General features: G+C 60.2%; 20 protein-coding genes. 8 read left to right on the top strand and 12 right to left on the bottom strand.

Annotated features, from left to right (window positions below):
* Window positions 1–220: 220 nt before the first annotated feature.
* A complete protein-coding gene (locus ACX3YD_RS11570; RefSeq protein WP_458960001.1) occupies window positions 221–952 on the bottom strand; it encodes a CPBP family intramembrane glutamic endopeptidase in 732 nt (243 codons plus the stop codon).
* Between the two features lie 680 nt (window positions 953–1632).
* Between ACX3YD_RS11570 and ACX3YD_RS11575 the strand changes: the two genes are divergently transcribed.
* Window positions 1633–3915: a heavy metal translocating P-type ATPase gene (locus tag ACX3YD_RS11575; protein WP_458960002.1), complete on the top strand. Its 2283-nt coding sequence runs from the start codon at window positions 1633–1635 to the stop codon at window positions 3913–3915.
* Between the two features lie 297 nt (window positions 3916–4212).
* Here the strand turns inward: ACX3YD_RS11575 and ACX3YD_RS11580 are convergent, their stop codons facing one another.
* The 6 genes from ACX3YD_RS11580 to ACX3YD_RS11605 all read right to left on the bottom strand — a co-directional run bounded on the left by ACX3YD_RS11580 (window position 4213) and on the right by ACX3YD_RS11605 (window position 9022).
* On the bottom strand, window positions 4213–4500 hold the full coding sequence (locus tag ACX3YD_RS11580; protein ID WP_458960003.1) for a cyd operon YbgE family protein: 288 nt from the start codon (window positions 4498–4500) through the stop codon (window positions 4213–4215).
* On the bottom strand, window positions 4497–4619 hold the full coding sequence (cydX, locus tag ACX3YD_RS11585; protein ID WP_047530299.1) for a cytochrome bd-I oxidase subunit CydX: 123 nt from the start codon (window positions 4617–4619) through the stop codon (window positions 4497–4499). The genes ACX3YD_RS11580 and cydX overlap by 4 nt, the downstream gene beginning before the upstream one ends.
* 23 nt (window positions 4620–4642) lie before the next feature.
* Window positions 4643–5779, bottom strand: coding sequence for a cytochrome d ubiquinol oxidase subunit II (gene cydB, locus ACX3YD_RS11590; RefSeq protein WP_047530297.1), 1137 nt, complete (start codon window positions 5777–5779; stop codon window positions 4643–4645).
* Complete coding sequence (locus ACX3YD_RS11595; RefSeq protein ID WP_458960004.1) at window positions 5772–7343, bottom strand: cytochrome ubiquinol oxidase subunit I; 1572 nt, start codon at window positions 7341–7343, stop codon at window positions 5772–5774. Before ACX3YD_RS11595 ends, cydB begins: the two co-directional genes overlap by 8 nt.
* On the bottom strand, window positions 7340–7516 hold the full coding sequence (cydP, locus tag ACX3YD_RS11600; protein ID WP_047530293.1) for a cytochrome oxidase putative small subunit CydP: 177 nt from the start codon (window positions 7514–7516) through the stop codon (window positions 7340–7342). The genes ACX3YD_RS11595 and cydP overlap by 4 nt, the downstream gene beginning before the upstream one ends.
* 180 nt (window positions 7517–7696) lie before the next feature.
* Window positions 7697–9022: a sigma-54 interaction domain-containing protein gene (locus tag ACX3YD_RS11605; RefSeq protein ID WP_458960005.1), complete on the bottom strand. Its 1326-nt coding sequence runs from the start codon at window positions 9020–9022 to the stop codon at window positions 7697–7699.
* A gap of 236 nt (window positions 9023–9258) precedes the next feature.
* Between ACX3YD_RS11605 and ACX3YD_RS11610 the strand changes: the two genes are divergently transcribed.
* From ACX3YD_RS11610 to ACX3YD_RS11635, 6 genes are all read left to right on the top strand, one after another.
* Window positions 9259–10137, top strand: a complete 879-nt coding sequence (locus ACX3YD_RS11610; RefSeq protein ID WP_458960006.1) for an MBL fold metallo-hydrolase — start codon at window positions 9259–9261, stop codon at window positions 10135–10137.
* Between the two features lie 53 nt (window positions 10138–10190).
* The gene (locus ACX3YD_RS11615) at window positions 10191–11861 is read left to right on the top strand and encodes a bifunctional protein tyrosine phosphatase family protein/NAD(P)/FAD-dependent oxidoreductase (RefSeq protein WP_458960007.1); all 1671 of its coding nucleotides are present in this window, start codon (window positions 10191–10193) and stop codon (window positions 11859–11861) included.
* Between the two features lie 28 nt (window positions 11862–11889).
* Entirely contained in the window at window positions 11890–12690 is an 801-nt protein-coding gene (locus tag ACX3YD_RS11620) for a sulfite exporter TauE/SafE family protein (RefSeq protein WP_103406899.1), read from the top strand.
* A gap of 93 nt (window positions 12691–12783) precedes the next feature.
* A complete protein-coding gene (locus ACX3YD_RS11625; RefSeq protein ID WP_103406900.1) occupies window positions 12784–13218 on the top strand; it encodes a YeeE/YedE family protein in 435 nt (144 codons plus the stop codon).
* A gap of 2 nt (window positions 13219–13220) precedes the next feature.
* Entirely contained in the window at window positions 13221–13640 is a 420-nt protein-coding gene (locus ACX3YD_RS11630; RefSeq protein WP_103406901.1) for a DUF6691 family protein, read from the top strand.
* Window positions 13641–13654: 14 nt separating this feature from the next.
* Window positions 13655–13843, top strand: a complete 189-nt coding sequence (locus ACX3YD_RS11635) for a YgaP family membrane protein (protein ID WP_458960008.1) — start codon at window positions 13655–13657, stop codon at window positions 13841–13843.
* Window positions 13844–13979: 136 nt separating this feature from the next.
* On the opposite strand, the gene ACX3YD_RS11640 is transcribed toward ACX3YD_RS11635, so the two are convergent.
* The 4 genes from ACX3YD_RS11640 to ACX3YD_RS11655 all read right to left on the bottom strand — a co-directional run bounded on the left by ACX3YD_RS11640 (window position 13980) and on the right by ACX3YD_RS11655 (window position 18472).
* The gene (locus tag ACX3YD_RS11640) at window positions 13980–15353 is read right to left on the bottom strand and encodes an MFS transporter (protein ID WP_458960009.1); all 1374 of its coding nucleotides are present in this window, start codon (window positions 15351–15353) and stop codon (window positions 13980–13982) included.
* A gap of 83 nt (window positions 15354–15436) precedes the next feature.
* On the bottom strand, window positions 15437–15769 hold the full coding sequence (locus ACX3YD_RS11645; protein ID WP_090462718.1) for an NIPSNAP family protein: 333 nt from the start codon (window positions 15767–15769) through the stop codon (window positions 15437–15439).
* A complete protein-coding gene (locus ACX3YD_RS11650) occupies window positions 15769–17517 on the bottom strand; it encodes an FAD-dependent oxidoreductase (protein ID WP_458960010.1) in 1749 nt (582 codons plus the stop codon). Before ACX3YD_RS11650 ends, ACX3YD_RS11645 begins: the two co-directional genes overlap by 1 nt.
* Before the next feature lie 115 nt (window positions 17518–17632).
* A complete protein-coding gene (locus ACX3YD_RS11655; protein WP_458960011.1) occupies window positions 17633–18472 on the bottom strand; it encodes an SDR family NAD(P)-dependent oxidoreductase in 840 nt (279 codons plus the stop codon).
* Window positions 18473–18676: 204 nt separating this feature from the next.
* Here ACX3YD_RS11655 and ACX3YD_RS11660 point away from each other — a divergent pair, with 204 nt between their 5' ends.
* Entirely contained in the window at window positions 18677–19594 is a 918-nt protein-coding gene (locus tag ACX3YD_RS11660; protein ID WP_103404317.1) for a helix-turn-helix domain-containing protein, read from the top strand.
* 18 nt (window positions 19595–19612) lie between these two features.
* Here the strand turns inward: ACX3YD_RS11660 and ACX3YD_RS11665 are convergent, their stop codons facing one another.
* Window positions 19613–20071 carry a winged helix-turn-helix transcriptional regulator gene (locus ACX3YD_RS11665; protein WP_103404431.1) on the bottom strand — a complete coding sequence of 153 codons (459 nt, stop codon included), beginning with the start codon at window positions 20069–20071 and terminating at the stop codon, window positions 19613–19615.
* Window positions 20072–20149: the final 78 nt, after the last annotated feature.

A 20149-nucleotide genomic window follows, 5' to 3' on the forward strand; every position in this document is an offset into this window, starting at 1 on the left:
AGCTCGATCAGGCAGTGCAGTGCCGTGTATGGACGGGGGGCATTTCCTCTCTCAATGCCCGCTTTTGGCCGATTGTACCTCTCGCGAAGGGCAGCAAAGGGTCGGTAGCGGTCGCTTGCCAACGTCCGCTTCTGGCCGATTCGTGACTGTTGCGAAGGGCTATTAGCGACCCTGAACCGCCAGTCTCTGCGGGAGAACAGCGCTACCCGCCTGTCATCAATCACATGGGCGTGGCAATGAGTAATATTGCGGTCCCGTGTGCGGCTGTGGCGGCGTTTACCCCGTAGCGCATGCGGATGAAAGAACAGGTCAGGCCCTCAACCAGCGTGAACAATAAAATCGGCCAGCCAATCCGGGTGACGGTTAGCGCCAGGAACGAATGGCAGGCCGCGAAGGCGACAGCGCTGATCAGGGCTGCCCGTAGCGCAGAGGTATGGTGTTCGAGGTGACCTTGCAGGATTCCGCGAAACAGCACCTCTTCGAGCGCATTACCACCGAAAGCCAGCACGACCATGCTTGGCAGCCAAGGCCAATAACCCGCGATCCCGGCAGTATCGATTCCTTGATAAAGGCGCAGCGGAACGCCGATCGCCAACCCTGCCGCGATGCCCAGAGTGAGCCCGACAACCCGATTGCCCTGACTCCAGGCGATGAGTTTCCATAGTTCTGGAGCGATCCTTGCCAGCGCGGCGACGACAGCCAGCGACAGCACGCCCAGTGTGGTTAAGACAAACGGATTCGAAATGAAGCTGATCTGCACGTCGCCACTCAGGGACCATAAGCGCAGCGGGGTCATCAGGTCGCGCATCAGGACGAAGCCAAGCAGCAGGATAACGATGCGCAAACCAAGCTGTGTCTTCGGTGTCAGACAGAACCAGAGGGCGAAGAGGCCAAGACCAGGAAGCAGGTAGGTGCCATAGTCGATGAGCAGCGAAAGTCCGTCTGCGATCATTTGGCTGTCCGCGAGTCTTGAAGTACATGCTGAGCCAACTCATTAAAGGCAGGCCGTGTGACCGGATCATTGGCCGTAACGGGCAACGTTGATGTCTTGCTCGCGCAGACCGCTGAGGTCATATGAGAAAGTGGCGAAGCGATCTTGCCTTTGTAGATGCGTTTGAACAGTGTGCCGAACATCCCCGTTCCCCCAGTGCTATCCATCGCAATATGTTTGAAAGAGGGAGAGTGCGGTACACGGGCCTGCGCGCGCAACAGTACCGCCAGTGGGCGATGGGGCTGGGAAGCCTGGTTGACGTTCAACGCGATCCGACCGGCAGCTTTTGGCCGATTCTGTTGAAAAATTGAATCATCCGAAACGGCCGTTTGCTACCTGTCACAAACGACAACAATCCCTCTTCCTCAATACTCTTCAACACAAATTGTTTGTCGGTTTCATTGAGTATTCGCTCTGTTCACGCCGCCCAGCGCAGTCCGGCGACAAATAAAAATCTCCAGAAATCGGGCTACGACCAGCGGCAACCACGATGCGTTGTCAGTCACTCGATAACACCCCCCAGGCAAGAAAAGCGCGCCGGTCCCCTTGAATTAAAAAAAGCGATCGCTGCGAAGTCACTAGAATCAACGGGGCGCAGTGACTCGGCACGATGACGCATCCCTTTTGAGGAACCTACAACGATGTCTAACAAGTGGCTGGACCCTGCGCTATTGCTGCTGACTGCCCTGACACTGCTGGCGGGCGGCATTGCGCAGGTTGCCCAGAAGCCTGACTGGGCGGCGATGTGCTGGCTCTCCGGGAGCCTGGTCATGGCCGTGGTGCTGCTGGTGGAGATTGTCAGGCGCCTGGCCCGGCGCGAGGCCGGCGTGGACTTGATTGCGCTGTTGTCGATCGGCGCGGCCCTGGTGTTTGAGCAGATGCTGGTGGCGGCGGTCATTGCCTTGATGCTGGCTTCCGGGCGTACCCTCGAATTTTTCACCGCGCAACGCGCCGACCGCGAGCTGCGTGCACTGGTCGACCGGGCGCCGCGCTTTGCCTGGCTGCAGGAACCGAACGACTTGCGCCAGATACCGGTCGAGCAGATCCAGCCGGGTCAGATGCTGCTTGTACGCCTGGGGGAGGTGGTCCCCGTCGACGGCCGTCTGCTCAGCCCCACGGCAACGCTGGACGAGTCGGCGCTCAGCGGTGAGTCGTTGCCGGTCACCCGCCGGGAAGGCGAGGTGTTGCGCAGTGGCGTCGCCAATGCCGGCGCGCCGCTCCAGCTGTTGGCGACGCAGACGGCGGCGCAGAGTACTTACGCCGGTGTCGTGCGGCTGGCCGAGGCGGCACGGCGATCGCGCGCGCCTTTCGTGCGTCTGGCCGACCGTTACGCCTTGCTCTTCATTCCGCTGACGCTGCTCATGGCCGGGCTGGCCTGGCTATGGAGTGGAGACCCTCTACGGGCGCTGGCGGTTCTGGTGGTGGCCACGCCCTGTCCTTTGATCCTGGCGGTGCCGATCGCCATCATGTCCGGTATCTCCAGGGCAGCGCGGCGCGGCATTCTCATCAAGGACGGCGCCACTCTGGAAGCGCTGGCAGGGGCCAAACAGCTGTTTCTCGACAAGACTGGCACCTTGACCAGTGGTCACGCCCGCCTGCAGTCGGTCGAGGTCAATGGCCAGGTCGATCCACAGCACCTGCTGGGCCTGGCCGCTTCGCTGGCACAGGCCTCGGTGCACCCCATCTCCCAGGCCATCGTCGACGCAGCGCGCCAGCTCCGATTGCCGCTCAGCGCCCCGCAAGCGGTTGAAGAAAGCCCGGGCTCCGGGCTGTGTGGGCTGATTGAGGGGAAGCGAGTGCGTCTCGGCACGCTGTCTTTTGCTCATACCGAGGCCTCTGTCAGCGATTGGGCCACCGCGATGCTGCGCCAGATGGATTATTCGGCCTGCGGTGGAAGCTTCGTTGAAGTGGATGGGGCGCTTTGCGGTCTGCTGATTTTTTCGGACAGCCTGCGTCGGGAAACCCCACAAACCCTTCGCCGGCTGCGCAACAGCGGTATCGAACGAATTGTCATGCTCACGGGTGATCGCCTGGAAACGGCCGAAATGATTGCGTTGTCTGCCGGCATCGACGAACTGCGTGCCGGGTTGACCCCGGAGGACAAGGTGCGTGCCGTACAAGAGGGCTGTACGCGCGCCAGCACGCTGATGGTCGGTGACGGTATCAACGACGCGCCTGCGCTGGCGGCGGCCACCGTTGGTGTGGCCATGGGGGCCAGTGGTGCCACGGCCTCTGCGGAAGCGGCGGGTGTTGTGCTGTTGGTGGATCGCCTGGACCGTCTGGTCGAGGCACTGGAGATTGCCCGCCGTACCCGCCATATCGCGCTGCAAGGCGTGCTGGCCGGCATGGGACTGTCGCTGCTGGCGATGACGGTGGCCGCCCTCGGTTACCTGCCGCCACTCGCCGGCGCCGTGGTTCAGGAAGTCATCGACGTGTTCATCATCATTAATGCGTTGCGTGCGTTGGGGTCTTCGGCAGGACCGGGCCTGCGACGACTGGCCGGCGAGCACATTGATCGGCTGCAGGACGAACACAGCCAACTCGCCACTGTGTTGAGTGATCTGCACCAACTGGCCGGCGATTTCGCCCGGCGCCCGCTTGAGCAGGCGCAGACCGATCTGCAGGAACTGGTCGACAAACTGCAAGCCTCCCTGGCCAGCCATGAACGGGACGATGAAAACACTCTGTATCCGCTGCTGACCCTGAGCATGCCGGGCGAGGACCCCTTGTCGGCACTGAGCTATGGACACCGCGAGATTTTTCGCCACATCCATTTGCTGGCGCGCATGAGCAGCGACTTCAGTGCCGACCCGACCACGGTTCCCGCCGAAGAGATTCAGCATCAGTTAATTCGCCTGGATACCCTGGTGCAGTTGCACTTTGACCAGGAGGAGGAACTGTTCCGTTATCTGGATAGGCGCTGAAGGGGCTGGCGGGATACTGTTCAAGAGAGCGGCTAATCGTTGTTGCCTCTCCATTGATAGCGCATGCCCGGCTCACCTTGCGTGAGATAGGGAGGCACTGATGCGGCAGCAAGGGGGCGATCTCAAATGTGCCTGCCGATGCCGGCGGATTCGGAGCTCTTTCCGAAGTCCCGCCGGCTGCAGCATTTTTCGATTGGCTTTTGTGCGGTGCCCTCCACGGCACGGGAGTGAAGACAAGATCAACGTTCGGTTGTCTTGAGGCTCCGGCTCCTTGTGTGAAGGTTCAGCCGTCAGCCCTCAATGCAGAAACTTGACCCAGCCTGCCACTGCAAGTGCCGCAAAGCAGGTCCAGCCTGAGAACAGCCACCGCCAGACAAGCATCCGCGGGACAAAACCCACACCTCTCACAAAGGCCACGCTCATGGCGACGAACAATGCAGTCGCCAGCGCATGGTCAGGCTTCCCATCGGGGGAGACCATCATGGGAGGGTAGAGCGTACACGCGAGCATGATGACGATTGCGATAACCAAACTCGACACTTGAATGTGCGAGGAGGGCGGGGGCGTCGCGACACCCGGCGTCATGACAGTGTCTCGTCATTGTCGCTCATGGCGCGGCCAGCTTCGTTCTCGCCCCACATCGCATTCAATATGGCCAGTAGCAACGCGAAACCGACCCCCAGCATCCAGGCGAAATACCACATGTTTATTACTCCTCTGCCGTCACTTAATAGGCGGAATGTTCGTTGGCTTTGATCTGGGCGACGGTGACCTTGCCGCGCATGACGCGGTACGCCCACGAGGTGTAGATCACGATCAGCGGCATGAAGATCAACGTGGCCCAGAACATGATGGCCAGGCTTAAATGACTGGAGACGCTGTCCCACACGGTCAGGCTGGCCGCAGGCACCGTTGACGACGGCATGACGAAGGGGAACATCGATACACCGGCGGTGCTGATCACCCCGATCACCGCGAGCGACGAGGCGACAAACGCGGCCAGTGTGCGGCGCATCAGCAGCAACAGCGCGGCACCGGCGGCGCCCGCCAAGCCAAGCGCCGGCAGTAGCCACAACGCAGGATAGTGGCCATAGTTGGCCATCCAGGCCCCCGCTTCGCGTACCACGGTCTTGTTGAGAATGTCCGGCAACCCGGCGATATCCACCACCGAGGTAATGCGATAGCCGTCGATCGATTGCAACCAGACGCCGGCAATGACGAATGTGCACAGCAGCACCAGCGCCGCGCCAACCCCGCCCTTGATGGCACGGGACTGGATCACGCCTTCAGTGCGGTGCGCCAGATAAGTACCGCCTTGCAGGGTGATCATGGCACTGCTCACCACGCCGGTCAGCAGCGCGAAAGGGTTCAGCAGTTGCCAGAAACTCCCGGTGTAAGTCGATACCAGCATGTCGTTGAAGTGGAACGGTACGCCTTGCAACAAGTTACCGAACGCGATGCCGAACACCAGCGGCGGCACGGCCCCGCCGATGAACAGACCCCAGTCCCAGGTGCTGCGCCATTTGGCGTTGTGAATCTTGCTGCGATAGTCAAAACCCACCGGGCGGAAGAACAGCGCCCACAGGACCAGAATCATCGCCCAGTAAAACCCGCTGAACGCGGTGGCATACACCACCGGCCACGCCGCAAACAGTGCGCCGCCGGCAGTGATGAACCACACCTGGTTGCCGTCCCAGTGCGGCCCTACAGTGTTGATCGCAACGCGTCGTTCCAGGTCCGTGCGGCCTACAAAGGGCAGCAAGGTGCCGACCCCCATGTCGTGGCCGTCCATGATGGCGAAGCCGATCAGCAGTACGCCGACCAGTGCCCACCAGATAATTTTCAGGGTGACGTAATCAAGCATGGTGGAGTTCCTTCAGGTTGGCATCGTGAGCATAACGGCCGGTTCCGAGGCTGCCGGGCCCTTGGCGGGCGAACTTGACCATCAGGAACATTTCAACCACCAGCAGCACGGTGTAGAAAGCGACGAAGCCTGCCAGCGAGCCATAGAGGTTATTGACGCTAAGGGTGGAGACACTCATGTGAGTGGGCAGCACGCCGTAGATGGTCCAGGGTTGACGGCCGTATTCAGCGACGAACCAGCCCAGCTCGCAGGCAATCCAGGGCGCAGGCAGCATGCAGAGTGCCCAACGCAGCAGCCAGCGGCGGCGTGTGCAGGCCGACTGCAAGGTGCTCCAGAAGGCCACCCCGAACAGCAGGAGCATGGCAAAACCAAGGGCGACCATGATCCGGAACCCCCAGAACATCGGCGTCACGCGCGGCACGGTATCGTTCACTGCCTTGTCGATAATCGCCGGCGTGGCCTGGTTGACATCCTCAACGTACTTTTTCAGCAGCAGGCCAAAGCCCAGGTCCGTCTTATAGGCTTCGAAGGTCTCGAACGCCGCCTTATCGGTGCGATCGGCCCGCAGGGCTTCAAGCGCATTGACGGCGGTAATGCCACGCAGAATGCGCGCGCGGTTTTTCTCTTTGATGTCATGAATGCCAGGGATCTGCTTGCTGACCGAGCGCGTGCCGATCAAGCCCATCACCCACGGCACGTCGACTTCCCAGTTATTTCTGGATTCGGCTTCATTGATGCTGGCCAGCAAGGTCAGGCCTGCCGGTGCGGGTTTGGTTTCCCACATGGCTTCCATGGCCGCCAGCTTGGTTTGCTGCGCCTCACCCACCGTGTAACCCGACTCATCCCCCAGCACGATGACGCTGAGCACGGAGGCCAGGCCGAAAGCCGCCGCCACCCGAAAACTGCGCTTGGCGAACTCGACATCACGACGCTTGAGCAAGTACCAGCTGGAAATCGACAACACGAACATCGAACCGGTGACATAACCGGCGGACACCGTGTGCACAAACTTGGCCTGGGCCACCGGGTTGAACACCACCGCCCAGAAATCGACCATCTCCATGCGCATGGTGATGTAGCTGAACTCTGAACCCACCGGGTTCTGCATCCAGCCATTGGCGATCAGAATCCACAGCGCCGAGAGGTTGGTACCGATGGCCATCAGCAGCGTGACCAGCAAGTGGTGCTCTTTCTTCAGGCGATCCCAGCCAAAGAAGAACAGGCCGATCATGGTCGATTCAAGAAAGAACGCCATCAGGCCTTCAATGGCCAGCGGCGCGCCGAAGATATCGCCCACGTAGTGCGAGTAATACGCCCAGTTGGTACCGAACTGAAATTCCAGGGTGATACCGGTTGTCACCCCCAGGGCGAAGTTGATGCCGAACAGCTTGCCCCAGAAGCGCGTCATGTCTTTCCAGATGACATTGCCGGTCATCACATAGACACTTTCCATGATGACCAACAGCCACACCATGCCAACCGTGAGCGGTACGAAAAGAAAGTGGTAAAGCGCAGTGGCTGCGAACTGCAGCCGAGACAAATCTACCAGGTGTTCTGAAATCACTTGCTTGCCCCTTGAGTCGAGGTGGGTACACCGAAACGGTTGCCGATAATGTTCGGGTCGACACTGACGTGCGAATCCCGGATGAACAGCCACCACAGCACTGTCAGCACCAGTAGTTTGATCACTACTGCCGTGAGCAGATGGCGTCGAAGTCGTTTGTCGGAAATGGTCATGACTTGCAGTTAGCACACGGCATGCCAAGGGGAGGGCGTCTGTTTTTATCGTTTTAAAACAATTACTTAGTGATCAGGGTGAGCTGGTGCGGCAGGCCTTGGCGGGTAAACGCGCTGCCAACCTGCCAGGGTGGCAGCGATTGGCAGTCGTTGGCAGTCATGGGGCGCGAGTGCGATTGGTCAGGCCAAACCTTGTTCTTTCAGTCGTCTGTACAGCGTACGTTCGCTGATGCCCATGTGCCTGGCCAGTTCACTGCGGGTGCCTTTGAAGGTAGCCAGTGTCTGTGCCAGCGAGCTGCCGTCGAAAGGCGTTGAAGCGGGGGGCTGAGGAGATATCGCCACGGATGCCTGGGGTAAATGTGTGGAGCGGATCACTCCATCGTCAGCGAACAGACTGGCTCTTTCCAGCACATTGCGTAATTCGCGGATATTGCCGGGCCAGGAATGGCGCTGCAGTTGTGTCAGAGCCTCCGCCTCTATTGTCAGCCGGCGCTTGCCGGTACCGGCACGTTGTAGAAATGAATTGGCAAGCAAACCGATGTCTTCAACCCGGTTGCGCAAGGGGGGCAACTGAATCGGAAAGGCGCTGATGCGGTAGTACAGGTCCTGCCTGAACTCACCGTTCTCCATCATTTTTTCCAGGGGTTTGTGGGTCGCGGCAATTAGCCTGAAGTTGGCGTGAAGGGTCTCGACACTGCCGACACGGCGATAGGTGCCCGATTCGATCAGGCGCAACAGTTTCACCTGCATGGCCAGTGGAACATCCCCAATCTCATCGAGAAACAAGGTGCCGCCCTGGGCCGTTTCAACCAGTCCGGGCTTGCGCGTGGTGGCCCCGGTGAATGCCCCTTTTTCATGGCCGAACAGTTCACTCTCAAACAACGTTTCGGGCAATCCCGAGCAGTCGACGACGACGAAGGGGCCCGTGGCCCGGTCGCTGTTTTCATGTACGGCGCGGGCGAACAGCTCTTTGCCCGTACCGGACTCGCCCAGCAGCAGTACCGGTAGCATGGATGGGGCCACCCGCTGCAGTTCCGACAGGGCAAGGTTAAAGGCCGGTGAGCGACCAACCAGGCCTTCGTTGCTGGGTCGCGCGGAGGCGCTGCGAACCAGCGTGAGACGCTCCACATAGGCCGTGATGACGCCGTGCTCGTCCAGAATCGGGCGCAGTTCGACGTCGACGTGCTCTGGACCGCGAGGCGTGTGGTGAATGTGCAAGACACGATCCGGTCCGCGCATTTCCTGGGCCTTTTTCATCGGACAGTTCTCACCCGCCTGATCACAAGGAACGTCGTAGTGGTGTGAGATTTGATAGCACTTATGGCCGATAAAGGGCTTGTCAGCGCTGCCAAACTGCCGCTGATAGGCCGTGTTGGCAGCCAGGATGTTGTAGTTAGGATCGAGCACGATCATCGGCTGTGGTTCGTGCTCAAGAAACGAAACCAGTGACTGCACTTGATCCGAGTGCGGGAGTGGGTGGGTTGGGGTGGGCAAGAAAGTCTTCATCGTGGCTCCTGAGAATCCATCCATCCTGTTGTGGCACTGCCACCTCTGTCAACAGGCACTGCCAATGGCAGTGAATCCAGATGGATACAGAAAAAATAAAACTGTATTTAAAAAATAAAACCAACAAAATCAGGTAGATAGGATCATGTTTTGGCTCTGCTTGAGTCTGGCAGACTTATTGCTATGTCAGTCCTTAGTGTGAGCGGCTTGGTAAAAGCCCCTAAGGAGACAGGCCAATGAGTGTAAAACTTCACGTCGAAGGATTCTTCGATTCTGCTACCAATACCGTCAGCTATCTTGTGCTGGATGAGGCGACCCGCCACTGCGCGTTGATCGACAGCGTGCTGGATTACGACCCAAAGTCCGGCCACACCGGCACAACCTCTGCCGACCAATTGATTGCGAGGGTGAACGAACTCAATGCGAGGGTCGACTGGATTCTCGAGACCCACGTCCACGCAGACCACCTGACGGCAGCGCCCTACCTGCAGGAAAAGCTTGGTGGGAAAATAGGCATCGGCAGCCAGATTTCGACGGTGCAGGAGGTGTTTGGCACGCTGTTCAATACCGCTGGCGAGATGCCCCGCGATGGAAGTCAGTTCGATCACCTGTTCGTCAATGACGAGCCGTTCACCATCGGCACGCTGCAATGCCACGCACTCCATACACCTGGCCATACGCCGGCCTGTATGACTTATGTGATCAGCGACGGCACCGAAACGGCGGCATTCGTTGGCGATACCTTGTTTATGCCCGACTACGGTACTGCACGCTGTGACTTTCCCGGCGGCAACGCGCGCACGCTGTTCCAGTCAATCAACAAGGTGCTGAGCCTGCCGGCCAATACGTTGCTCTACATGTGCCACGACTATCAGCCGGGTGGCCGCGAGGTGCAATTCGTCAGTACCGTCGCCGACCAGCGCGACCACAACGTTCATGTGCGTAACGGCATCAGTGAGGAGGAGTTTGTGGCGATGCGCACAAAGCGTGATGCATCGCTGGAAATGCCGACACTGATCCTGCCTTCGGTTCAGGTCAACATGCGCGCCGGGCACTTTCCCGAGCCTGAAGCGAACGGAACGCGCTACCTGAAAATCCCGCTCAACGTCGCCTGACGTTGCCTACCCCAAAAAACGCATAAGAAAAAATACCCATAACGGAGTCACTTATGGACATTCGCCACCTTGCGCCCGGACTGTCGGTATCCGAACAGATTTTTCCCAACCAATTGGCTGAACTAAAGGAAGCGGGTTTTCGCACCGTCGTGTGTAACCGTCCCGATGGCGAAGGCAGTGATCAGCCCTTGTTTGCCGAAATCAAACGAGCCGCCGAAGCGGTCGGCATCGAAGCGCATTACCTTCCCGCGGAATCAGGCAAAGTCACTGATGAGCAAGGTATTGCCTTCGGCAAGCTCCTTGAAACGCTTCCAAAACCCGTGTTGGCCTATTGCCGTTCCGGCATGCGCTCGACCACGATGTGGGCCCTGTCACAAGCGGGCAAACAATCCCTGCCACACATCGTCGAGACGGCCAAAAAAGCCGGGTTCGATATGAAAGGCGTCATTCGCCGGATTGCCAACCAGGGGCGTACGCCGGTCGAAGTGGCTGAGGCGCAGCATGCCGTGGTCATCATCGGCGGCGGTGCGGCCGGTATCGCGGCGGCATCCAGTTTGCTGGCGCGAGAGCCTGGGCTCGACGTCGCCATCATCGATCCGGCAGATGTGCACTACTACCAGCCAGGCTGGACACTTGTCGGCGGTGGCGTCTTCGACGCGCCCCAAACGGCGCGCACGATGGGTACGACCATCCCCCACGGTGTGCATTGGATCAAATCGGCGGTCGCCGCTTTCGAACCCGAGAGAAATGCCGTCATTCTCGATGGGTGCAGAGTCGTTAAATACGAACAACTGATCGTGTGCCCTGGTCTGAAGCTCAATTGGCATGCCATCGAGGGGTTGTCGGACACCCTGGGCCGCAACGGTGTGACTTCAAACTACCTGTATCACCTGGCCCCCTATACGTGGGAACTGGTGCAGCAACTGCGTGGTGGCCGGGCGGTTTTCACGCAACCGCCCATGCCGATCAAATGTGCCGGGGCGCCGCAAAAAGCCATGTACCTGTCGGCCGATCATTGGAAACGTAGCGGTGTACTGGACAACGTCGAGATCGAGTTTTGCAGCGCCGGCGCGGTGCTGTTCGGGGTTCCCGACTACGTGCCCGCACTGATGGAATACGTCGCGGCCTATGGGATCGACCTGAATTTCGGCAACACACTCACCAGCGTGAATGGACCGGCACGGACCGCAACGTTCAACTGCGTTAATCCGGATGGCAGCGCCCATGTCGTGACGCGTGACTTCGATATGCTTCATGTGGTGCCACCACAGATCGCGCCGGATTTCATTCGGATCAGCCCTCTCGCTGACGCGGCCGGCTGGATTGATGTCGACCCTGCCACTTTGCGCCACAAAAGCTGGGCCAACATTCACGCGCTAGGCGACGCTGCCAACTCCAGCAACGCCAAAACCGCGGCTGCGGCACGCAAGCAGGCGCCAGTCGTCGCCCATAATGTGTTGGCGGCAATGGGTAAAGCGAAAGGCAGCGCCCATTACGACGGTTATGGCTCCTGCCCGCTGACGGTCGAGCGCGGCAAGATCGTACTGGCTGAGTTCACCTATGGCGGCAAGGTCGCCCCCAGCTTTCCATCCTGGCTGATTGACGGTACCCGACCATCGAGGCTGGCATGGCTGCTCAAGGAGCGGATTCTTCCACCGCTGTATTGGAAGGGAATGCTCAAGGGCCGTGAGTGGATGGCGAAACCCGAGATGGCTGACGTATGAGATCAGGCCTGCAAACAAGGAGACTGAGATGATCGTCGTCTTACTGCTTGGGCTCACTGTCGGGGTCATTCTGGCGCTGACCGGCGCCGGAGGGGGCATCCTGGCTGTTCCGTTACTGGTGTTTGGAGCGGGACTGAGCATGGCCGAGGCAGGGCCAATCGGTTTACTGGCGGTCGGTTTGGCCGCGACCCTGGGTGCCGTGATGGGCCTCAAAAACGGCACCGTCCGCTATAAAGCTGCGCTTTTAACGGCAGGGGCGGGGATCGTATGTTCCCCACTTGGCCTTTGGCTGGCGCAACGCACGCCTAACCGTCCGTTGACGATCATGTTTGCCTTCGTGCTGATGTACGTTGCGTTCCGGGTATATCGACGATCGCTATCGCCCTCCACGGAATCGAAGGCCCCCTTCACCTCCAAGCCGCCACCATGTCTATTGGATGTGAACCGGGGAAAGCTCAACTGGACGGGGCCGTGTGCATGGGCACTCACGCTCTCTGGCATTGTCGCAGGAGGGTTGTCCGGCCTGCTCGGCGTGGGCGGGGGCTTTGTGATGGTGCCGGCGCTCCAGCGATACACCAATCTGACACCGCAGTCGGTGCTTGCTACGTCTCTTGCCATTATTGCGCTGGTTTCAATTTCCGGCGTTGCGGCAAGCTCTGCGGCCGGGCACTTGCAGTGGGCAGTGGCCATTCCGTTTTCCACTGGCGCATTGGTCGGGATGGTCGGCGGCCGTCTGATTGCGGCACGGCTGGCGGGGCCACACTTACAAAGAGGCTTCGCCGCCGTTTCCATCGTGGTGGCGGTGGCCTTGCTGGTGAAAGCCATTTAGTCATGTGCAAGAGCCGTCCACTTCCAGGCCTCGCCTATAATCCGGGACTTGCGCCCGACTTCAACATCAACCATTTTGCGCCGGAGAAAGCTCATGAATGTCGACTGGCTCAACTTCACTCCCTGGTCATCCCTTGCCGGTGGTGCATTGATTGGCCTGGCGGCCAGTCTATTCGTCGTCGCCAACGGGCGTATCGCAGGCATCAGCGGCCTGATCGGCAGTCTTTTACAGCGTGGGAGCGAGGGAGTCAGTGAGAAAGCACTTTTTCTCCTGGGCCTGCTCATCGCGCCGCTTCTATGGGGCTTGTTCACCGCGCTGCCACAGATTGAGTTCAAAAGTGGCTGGCTCGGACTGATCGCCGCCGGTGTATTGGTGGGCATCGGCACCCGATACGGATCAGGTTGCACCAGTGGCCATGGGGTCTGCGGCATATCGCGCCTTTCGCCGCGATCGATGGTCGCCACGGCGTGCTTCATGTTCAGCGGTTTCGTCACGGTGTTTGTCTTGCGTCATCTGCTGGGGGGTTGAACATGAGCAAACTGACCGCGTTCATTGCTGGCCTGCTGTTCGGCCTGGGCCTGCTTCTGGCAGGCATGGCCAATCCGGGCAAGGTACTCGCTTTCCTGGATCTGGCCGGTGCCTGGGACCCTTCTCTGGGGTTGGTCATGGTCGGGGCCATTGGCGTGGCCATCGGCCCGCTGACCTGGGCCCGCCGACAATCCAGTTCGCTGTTGGGAAGGCCGATGCAGCTACCGATCAAACGTGAGTTGGACCCGCGCTTGATTGGCGGGAGCCTGGTGTTCGGTATCGGCTGGGGAATAGCGGGCATCTGCCCTGGCCCCGCAGTGGCCATTCTGCTGACAGGGCACTGGCAAGTGATCGTGTTCATGTTGGCCATGCTGGCCGGCATGTTGTTGTTTACTGCGCTGGAGAGCCGGCGCAGCCATTGATCGGGAGATCGGCCATGAAAGCGAACATTGGAACCATTGACCGTTGCCTGCGCATTCTCGCGGGTCTGCTTCTCATTGGCCTCAGTCTGTCCGGTGTGATCGGCGCGTGGGGTTGGATAGGTTTAGTGCCGCTGGCCACTGGTATTTTCCGTTTCTGCCCTGTCTATACGTTGCTGGGCATCAAAACCTGTAACCGTCGCTGAACGCCAGCCGTTGCACACTGGCGGGCGCCTGAAGGCGCCCGTGGTGGTTTAGCGCTCGCGTTCCTGGATTTAACCGGTGTCACGAACTGGCGCGGCTGGAGCATGAGCCGGAACGGCGGGTGGAGCGTTTCAAGGTCTAGGAATTCGTCCGGCTCGGTGGAACAGACGCGACCTGTCGATCGTTCAACACCGTGCCGGCGTTGCGTCCCAGCCCATAAATCGCAAGGGCCGCCAGACCGGACGGCACCACCAGTGCCGCAAACACCTGCGCGAAGGTCCAGCCCCAACTCAGCATCTGCGCGCCGGCAAAGGCGCTGAGGATCGCGCCAAAGCGACCGATACCGCTCATCCAGCTGGCGCCAGTGGCTCGCGCCTGGGTAGGGTAAAACGTGGCGGCCAGCGCGTTCATGCCGACGCTGGCGCCATTGAGGCCGAACCCGACCATCCAGGCGACCAAGCACAGCAACAGGAAATGCCCCGTGGCCTGTCCGATCGCATAGATCACACCCCCGCTCAACACGAACACCGCCATCAACACCCGGTATTTATTCCAGCGATCCATGACCCAGCCGACACACAGCGCGCCGGCGGGTCCACCGATCTGGAACATCGCGGTCACAATGGCCGCATCCGCAACGCTATAACCGCCCCCGTCTTTCACCAGGGTCGGTAACCAGCCGCTGAACAGGTAGACCAGAAACAACGCAAGCACATAACCGCTCCACAACATCAACGTGCCGAAGCGATAGGACGGGGACAATACGATCTGCATCGCCGAAGACCGCATCAGCGGATGAGCCGGCAGGCAGAAGGTCGATTTCGCGTCACTGACGCCCGGCGCGAGTTTTTCCACAATGGCGCGGATACGTGTGTTCGGCGCCCGCCTGGCGACCAGGAACGTCACCGACTCGGGCAGTTTGAAATACAGCAGCGGCGCCACCAGCAGGGGCAAGACACCGCCCAGAATCAGCATGCTTTTCCAGCCGAAGGCCGGGATCATCCAGGCTGACAGAAACCCGCCACCGGCGGCGCCCAGGGAGAACCCACAGAACGCCACCGTGATCAGGAACGAACGGCTGCGCTGCGGCGCGTACTCCGACACCAGGGTACTGGCATTCGGCATGGCCGCGCCGAGCCCCAATCCGGTCAGGAAGCGCAGGATCACCATGGTGCTGATGTCCGGGGAAAACGCCGTCGCCAGCGTCCACAGGCCAAACATGGAGACACTGCTGACCAGCACGATCTTGCGTCCGTAACGGTCGGCCAGCGGCCCGGCGACCAGTGCGCCGACCGCCAGACCAATCAGCGCCGCACTCAACACCGGGCCCAACTGCTGGTGGCTCAAGCCCCAGTCCATTTTCAATTGCGGTGCGATAAAGCCCATGAGTGCCACATCCAAACCATCGAGGCCGATGATCAGGAAACCGAGAAAGACCACCCACTTCTGAAAGCTGCCAATGGGGCGACTGTTGATCAGCGCGTGGATGTCGATGGGTTGAGTTGTCAGCATGAAAGTCACCTCTGTGTTGTGGGGGCGCTCAACCACGGCGCCCACTTTTTTATTGGGGTGAAGCGAGGACGGTAACCGGCGGCTCAAGCGCTGCCGAGACTGTGGAACCGCACCGGGCGGATAATCCGGGTTTCCTGGGCAAGGATCAGATGTGCGGAAGCCTGCAGGTAGGCCGGGAAGCGGGGATCGCCATCCCGCGCCTGGCTGCGTCGTTCGAAGTCATCGAGACTGTCGTAGCCCCATAGGTGCACGACTTGGTTCAATGGGCCGATGCTGCTGGTATAAAAGCCCAGCGGCGCGCCCAGATGCTCGAGCAAAATCGGCATCGCCAGACGATCGAAGACCTCAATGAACTCGGGCATGCCCCGTGGGCGGATGGTGTAGATACGGTGGTCGACGACCGGCTTGTGATTCATCAGGCCACCTCCTGCCGAGGGTTGCCCGGTGTTTTTTCGGCGGCCACCCGGGACAGGTGCATCCCGGTGAGATAACCGAAGGTCATGATCGGCCCGAGCGTGATGCCGGCAGCGGGATAGTTGCCCCCCATGATGCTCGCCCGGTCGTTGCCCACCGCGTAAAGCCCATCGATTGCCCGGCCTTCTTGGTCGAGCACTTCACCGCAGACGCTGGTTTTGATGCCATCAAAGGTGCCCAGATCGCCCATGATCACTTTGAGGGCGTAGTAGGGGCCGTCGCCAATCGGCGCCACGCACGGGTTCGGCAGGTTCTGCGGGTCGGCGAGGTAGCGGTTGAAGCTGGTGGTGCCACGGCCGAACTGCCGATCCACGCCTTGCCCCGCCGTGCGATTGTAGTCACGTACGGTCTGTTCCAGCCCGGCAGCGTCGAGCCCGGCGCTACGCGCCAATTCAGCCAGGGTGCGGCCACTGTGCAGGTAGCCGTTGCGCAGCAATGGCGCGAGGGGCATCGGTGCCGGCTTGGCGTAACCCAGTCCGTACTTGGCCATGGTCCGGCGGTCGCAGATCAACCACATGGCGGTTTCGGTCTGGTGGGCACAGGCCTCGATCATCGCCGCGCCGACATCGTGGTAGGAGTTGGACTCGTTGGTGAACCGTTGGCCATTGCGGGTCACACCGATAACGCCGGGCTTGTAGCGATCGAGCAAATGCGGGAAGGCAGTGAACCTGCCGTTACCCATCGGCACTTTCGAGACAGGCATCCAGGCAGCAGCCGCCTTGAGCCGTATATCGACGGTGCCGCCCAGGGCTTCGGCCATACGCGCGCCATCCCCGGTGTTGCCTTGCGGCACCGGTGAGAAATGCTCGCCACCGCGGCGCACATGGGGATAGGCCTGCTTCAACCGTTGCAGGTCATGGGAAAAGCCGCCGCTGGCCAGTACCACAGCGTGGCGGGCTTCAAACCGCAACTCACCGCCCTCGGTCTGAGCGACCACCCCAGTGACCCGGTCTGCGCTTTTCAACAGTTGACGGGCGCTGGTTTGCGTCAGAATCGGAATCCCCAGGTCCAGCGCCGATTTCGCCAGTCGCGCGGCCAAGGCATTGCCGCTGGTCACCTGAATGCCGCGCCGGTAAAGCAGCAACTCTTTGGCGTGAGTCATCAGGCGCTTTGCAACATAGAGGAACGAGGTCAGGGATTTGGTGGCGTTGAAGAAATGCTTGAGGTCGGCATTCGACGAATTGAACATCATCCCGATGAACGTGATGGTTTTGAGCGGCGGCCGCAGACGCGCCATGTCGGCCCCCAGCCTGCGAATGTCGAACGGCGCGGCGAGGATCGAACGGCCGATATCGACGCCCCCGGCCACGTCCGGGTGATAGTCCGGGTAGAGGGTCGGGATGAACTGGACTTCGGTCTCGCGCTGGAAAAAGTCGATCATCTGCGGCGCGTTATCGAGAAACGCATCGACGGCCTCGGCATCGTAGAAATCGCCCGTTTCGTTCTTCATGTAGGTCAGCGCCGCCTCCCGACTGTCCGTGATGCCCTTGGCCTTGGACAGCGCGTTGCCGGGAATCCACAGCACCCCTCCGGAGAACGCGGTGGTCCCGCCGAAGTACGCATCCTTTTCAATCACAATGACGTCCAGCCCCTGCTTGCGTGCAGTGATGGCGGTCGCCAGACCACCGGCACCGGCGCCGATCACCAGAACGTCGCACCGACGGATCGCCTCGGTAGTTGTCGTCGTCATAGTCAGTCTCTCTCGGTAAAAGCCAGCCGAACGCTCGCCGTGGTAGCCATCGACAGCACGACAGGCACAGGTTCGCTGGGGGATTCGGAGTCGGCCATCATCGGCCGAACGGAGGTCAGGCCTGGCGGCTGGCCATGGGGGATCCAAAGCCGGGGCGAGGAATCAACGCCATCAACATGCTTTCCAGGCCACCGTCGACGGTCAACTCGGCAGCGTTGACATACGCTGCCCGCGGGCTCGCGAGGAAGAGGACGGCATCGGCGATGTCCTGGGGCTCGCCGATCCGCTGGTTGGCGGTCATTGCCTTGCGCTGCTGCTCGACCTTGGGGTCGGCGTAAAACGCCGCCGACAGCGGCGTGCGAATCAGGCCCGGGCAAATGGCATTGCTGCGGATGCCCCGTGGTCCCCATTCCGCAGCGATCTGCCGCGAGAGCATGGCGACCCCGGCCTTGGCTGCACTGTAGGCACCGCTGAAGGTTTGCGGGTAATGCGCGGCGATCGAAGCGATGTGCACGATGCTGCCGCTTTGCCGGGCCAGCATCAGCCGCCCGAACGCCTGGGCACACAACAGATAGCCCGTCAGGTTGACCGAAAGCACCTGGTTCCAGTTGTCCAGGGTCAGCTCTTCAAGCGCGCCGGCCTGCAGCACGCTGGCGTTGTTGATCAGCACATCGCAGCGCCCATGGAGCGCCTGCACTTGCTCGGCGGCCTGTTGCACGCTGAGGGGATCGGCAATATCGCAGTGCAGCACAGAGACATCCGCTTCACTGTTTTGCGCCAGTTCGGCGGCCAGTTCGCGGCATTTTTGTTCGTCGCGATCAAGCAGCACCACATGGGCGTTCTGGCGAACCAGCGCGGCGGCAATCGCGGCACCGATACCGCCAGCTGCGCCCGTGAGCACGCAAACCCTGGAATCGAGGTTCAGCCAGCTTTTCTGCAGGTCGTTATTATTCATTGTTATCTCCAACACGCATTTCAAGACAGTTCGCCCACTGCACTGGAGGCAGCAGGCGGTGCTCAGGATAGAAGCGTGGGATGGCTCACAAGAATGGACAAAACCTTCAACCGTCGAGACTTTTCCGACAAATCAACGGCGAATTGCCCAACGCGCGGATTCTTCGCTAAGGTAGAAAACACGTGCCCGTAGAACATAAAAATAATGAACAAGATTCCCAGCTATGCCCTGTACGGCGAGGCGGTGGCGCCGATATGGCACGACTCACTGCATGTCGAATCGATCTCCCTGCGCTCCGGCGCCTATAACTGGGAGATCGCCGCCCATCGCCACGACGGGTTGTTGCAGATGCTGTACCTGCAAAGTGGCGAAGGCGAGGTGCTGCTGGACAACCAGCGAGTCGAGGTCAAGGCACCGTGCCTGCTGTACATCCCTGAGCAGATCGTCCATGGCTTCGCCTGGCACGGACGGGTCGAAGGGCATGTGATCACCGCCGTCCAACACCCGCTGGAAAGCATCGTCCAAGTGCTCTCACCGGGCCTGCTACCGCATATCCAGAAAGCCTGTGTCGTCGCGCTGCCGCAATGGGAGCCGGCCGATAATCCGCTGGAGCCGCTGTATCGGGCGTTGTATGGGGAGTACCACGGTCGTGGTCGGGAACACACCGCGTGCAGCATGTCGTTATTGCTGGCACTGGTGATCCAGATGCTGCGCCTGAGCGAATACACACACGACCTGCAGGCGCCCCGTCACGATCGACGCAGTCAGCAGGTGATCGCCTTCCGCGAACTGGTGAACCGGCACTTTCGCGAACACCTTTCGCTGCACGACTACGCCAATTCCCTCGGGATCACCGTGGTGACCCTGGGACGGCTGTGTCATGAACAACTCGGCATGACCCCCATGACCTTGATCAACGCCCGGCTGATCCTCGAAGCCAAACGCGAACTGGCCCATTCGGCCCAAAGCGTCAAGCAGATTGCCCACGGCATGGGGTTTTCCGATGTCGGTTACTTCAGCCGTTTTTTTCGCAAACACGCCCAGCGCAGCCCCAGTGAGTTTCGCCTTCAGGCCCAGGCCCAGCACACCGGCTCTCATTCCCCCGGCGTTGTTCCGGAGTGAGGCAAGTCTGCTGTCTGTTCACGACTCGCCGCCCACAAGCCTCACCCTGTGGCAGTCAGACGGTCCGAGTTTTTGACCGTTTGATGAGCGAACATCCATCGGCATCAGAGGCTGGCCGGACGCGTTGTCCAACAGCACGGAACGCGTCTCCTGCGGCTTGAACAGGTAACGTTCGCCCCACTGCCGCATGCTGACTACAACCGGAAAGATCTCCCGTCCTTTGTCCGTAAGGACGTACTCCTTGTAGGCGCTGCCATCGGACGCCGGACGCACGTCGAAAACCCCGATCTCGACCAGCGTCTTCAGTCGCGATGCCAGAATATTTTTGGCCACGCCCAGGCTCTTCTGAAATTCGCTGAATCGGCGAATGTCGTCAAAAGCGTCGCGGATGATCATGAGCGACCAACGATCCCCGATGGCCTCCAGTGTTCTTGCTACCGGGCATTCGCTGCAGTGTGGTGAGGCGTCTTCTTCCATTTTTTTGACCTTGCGCAATGTGGTTTCAATTAAAAACCAGATACCGCAACAATGGATACTAGTTTTTAATTGAAACCA

This window comes from Pseudomonas fluorescens group sp. PF-1, from assembly GCF_054481335.1.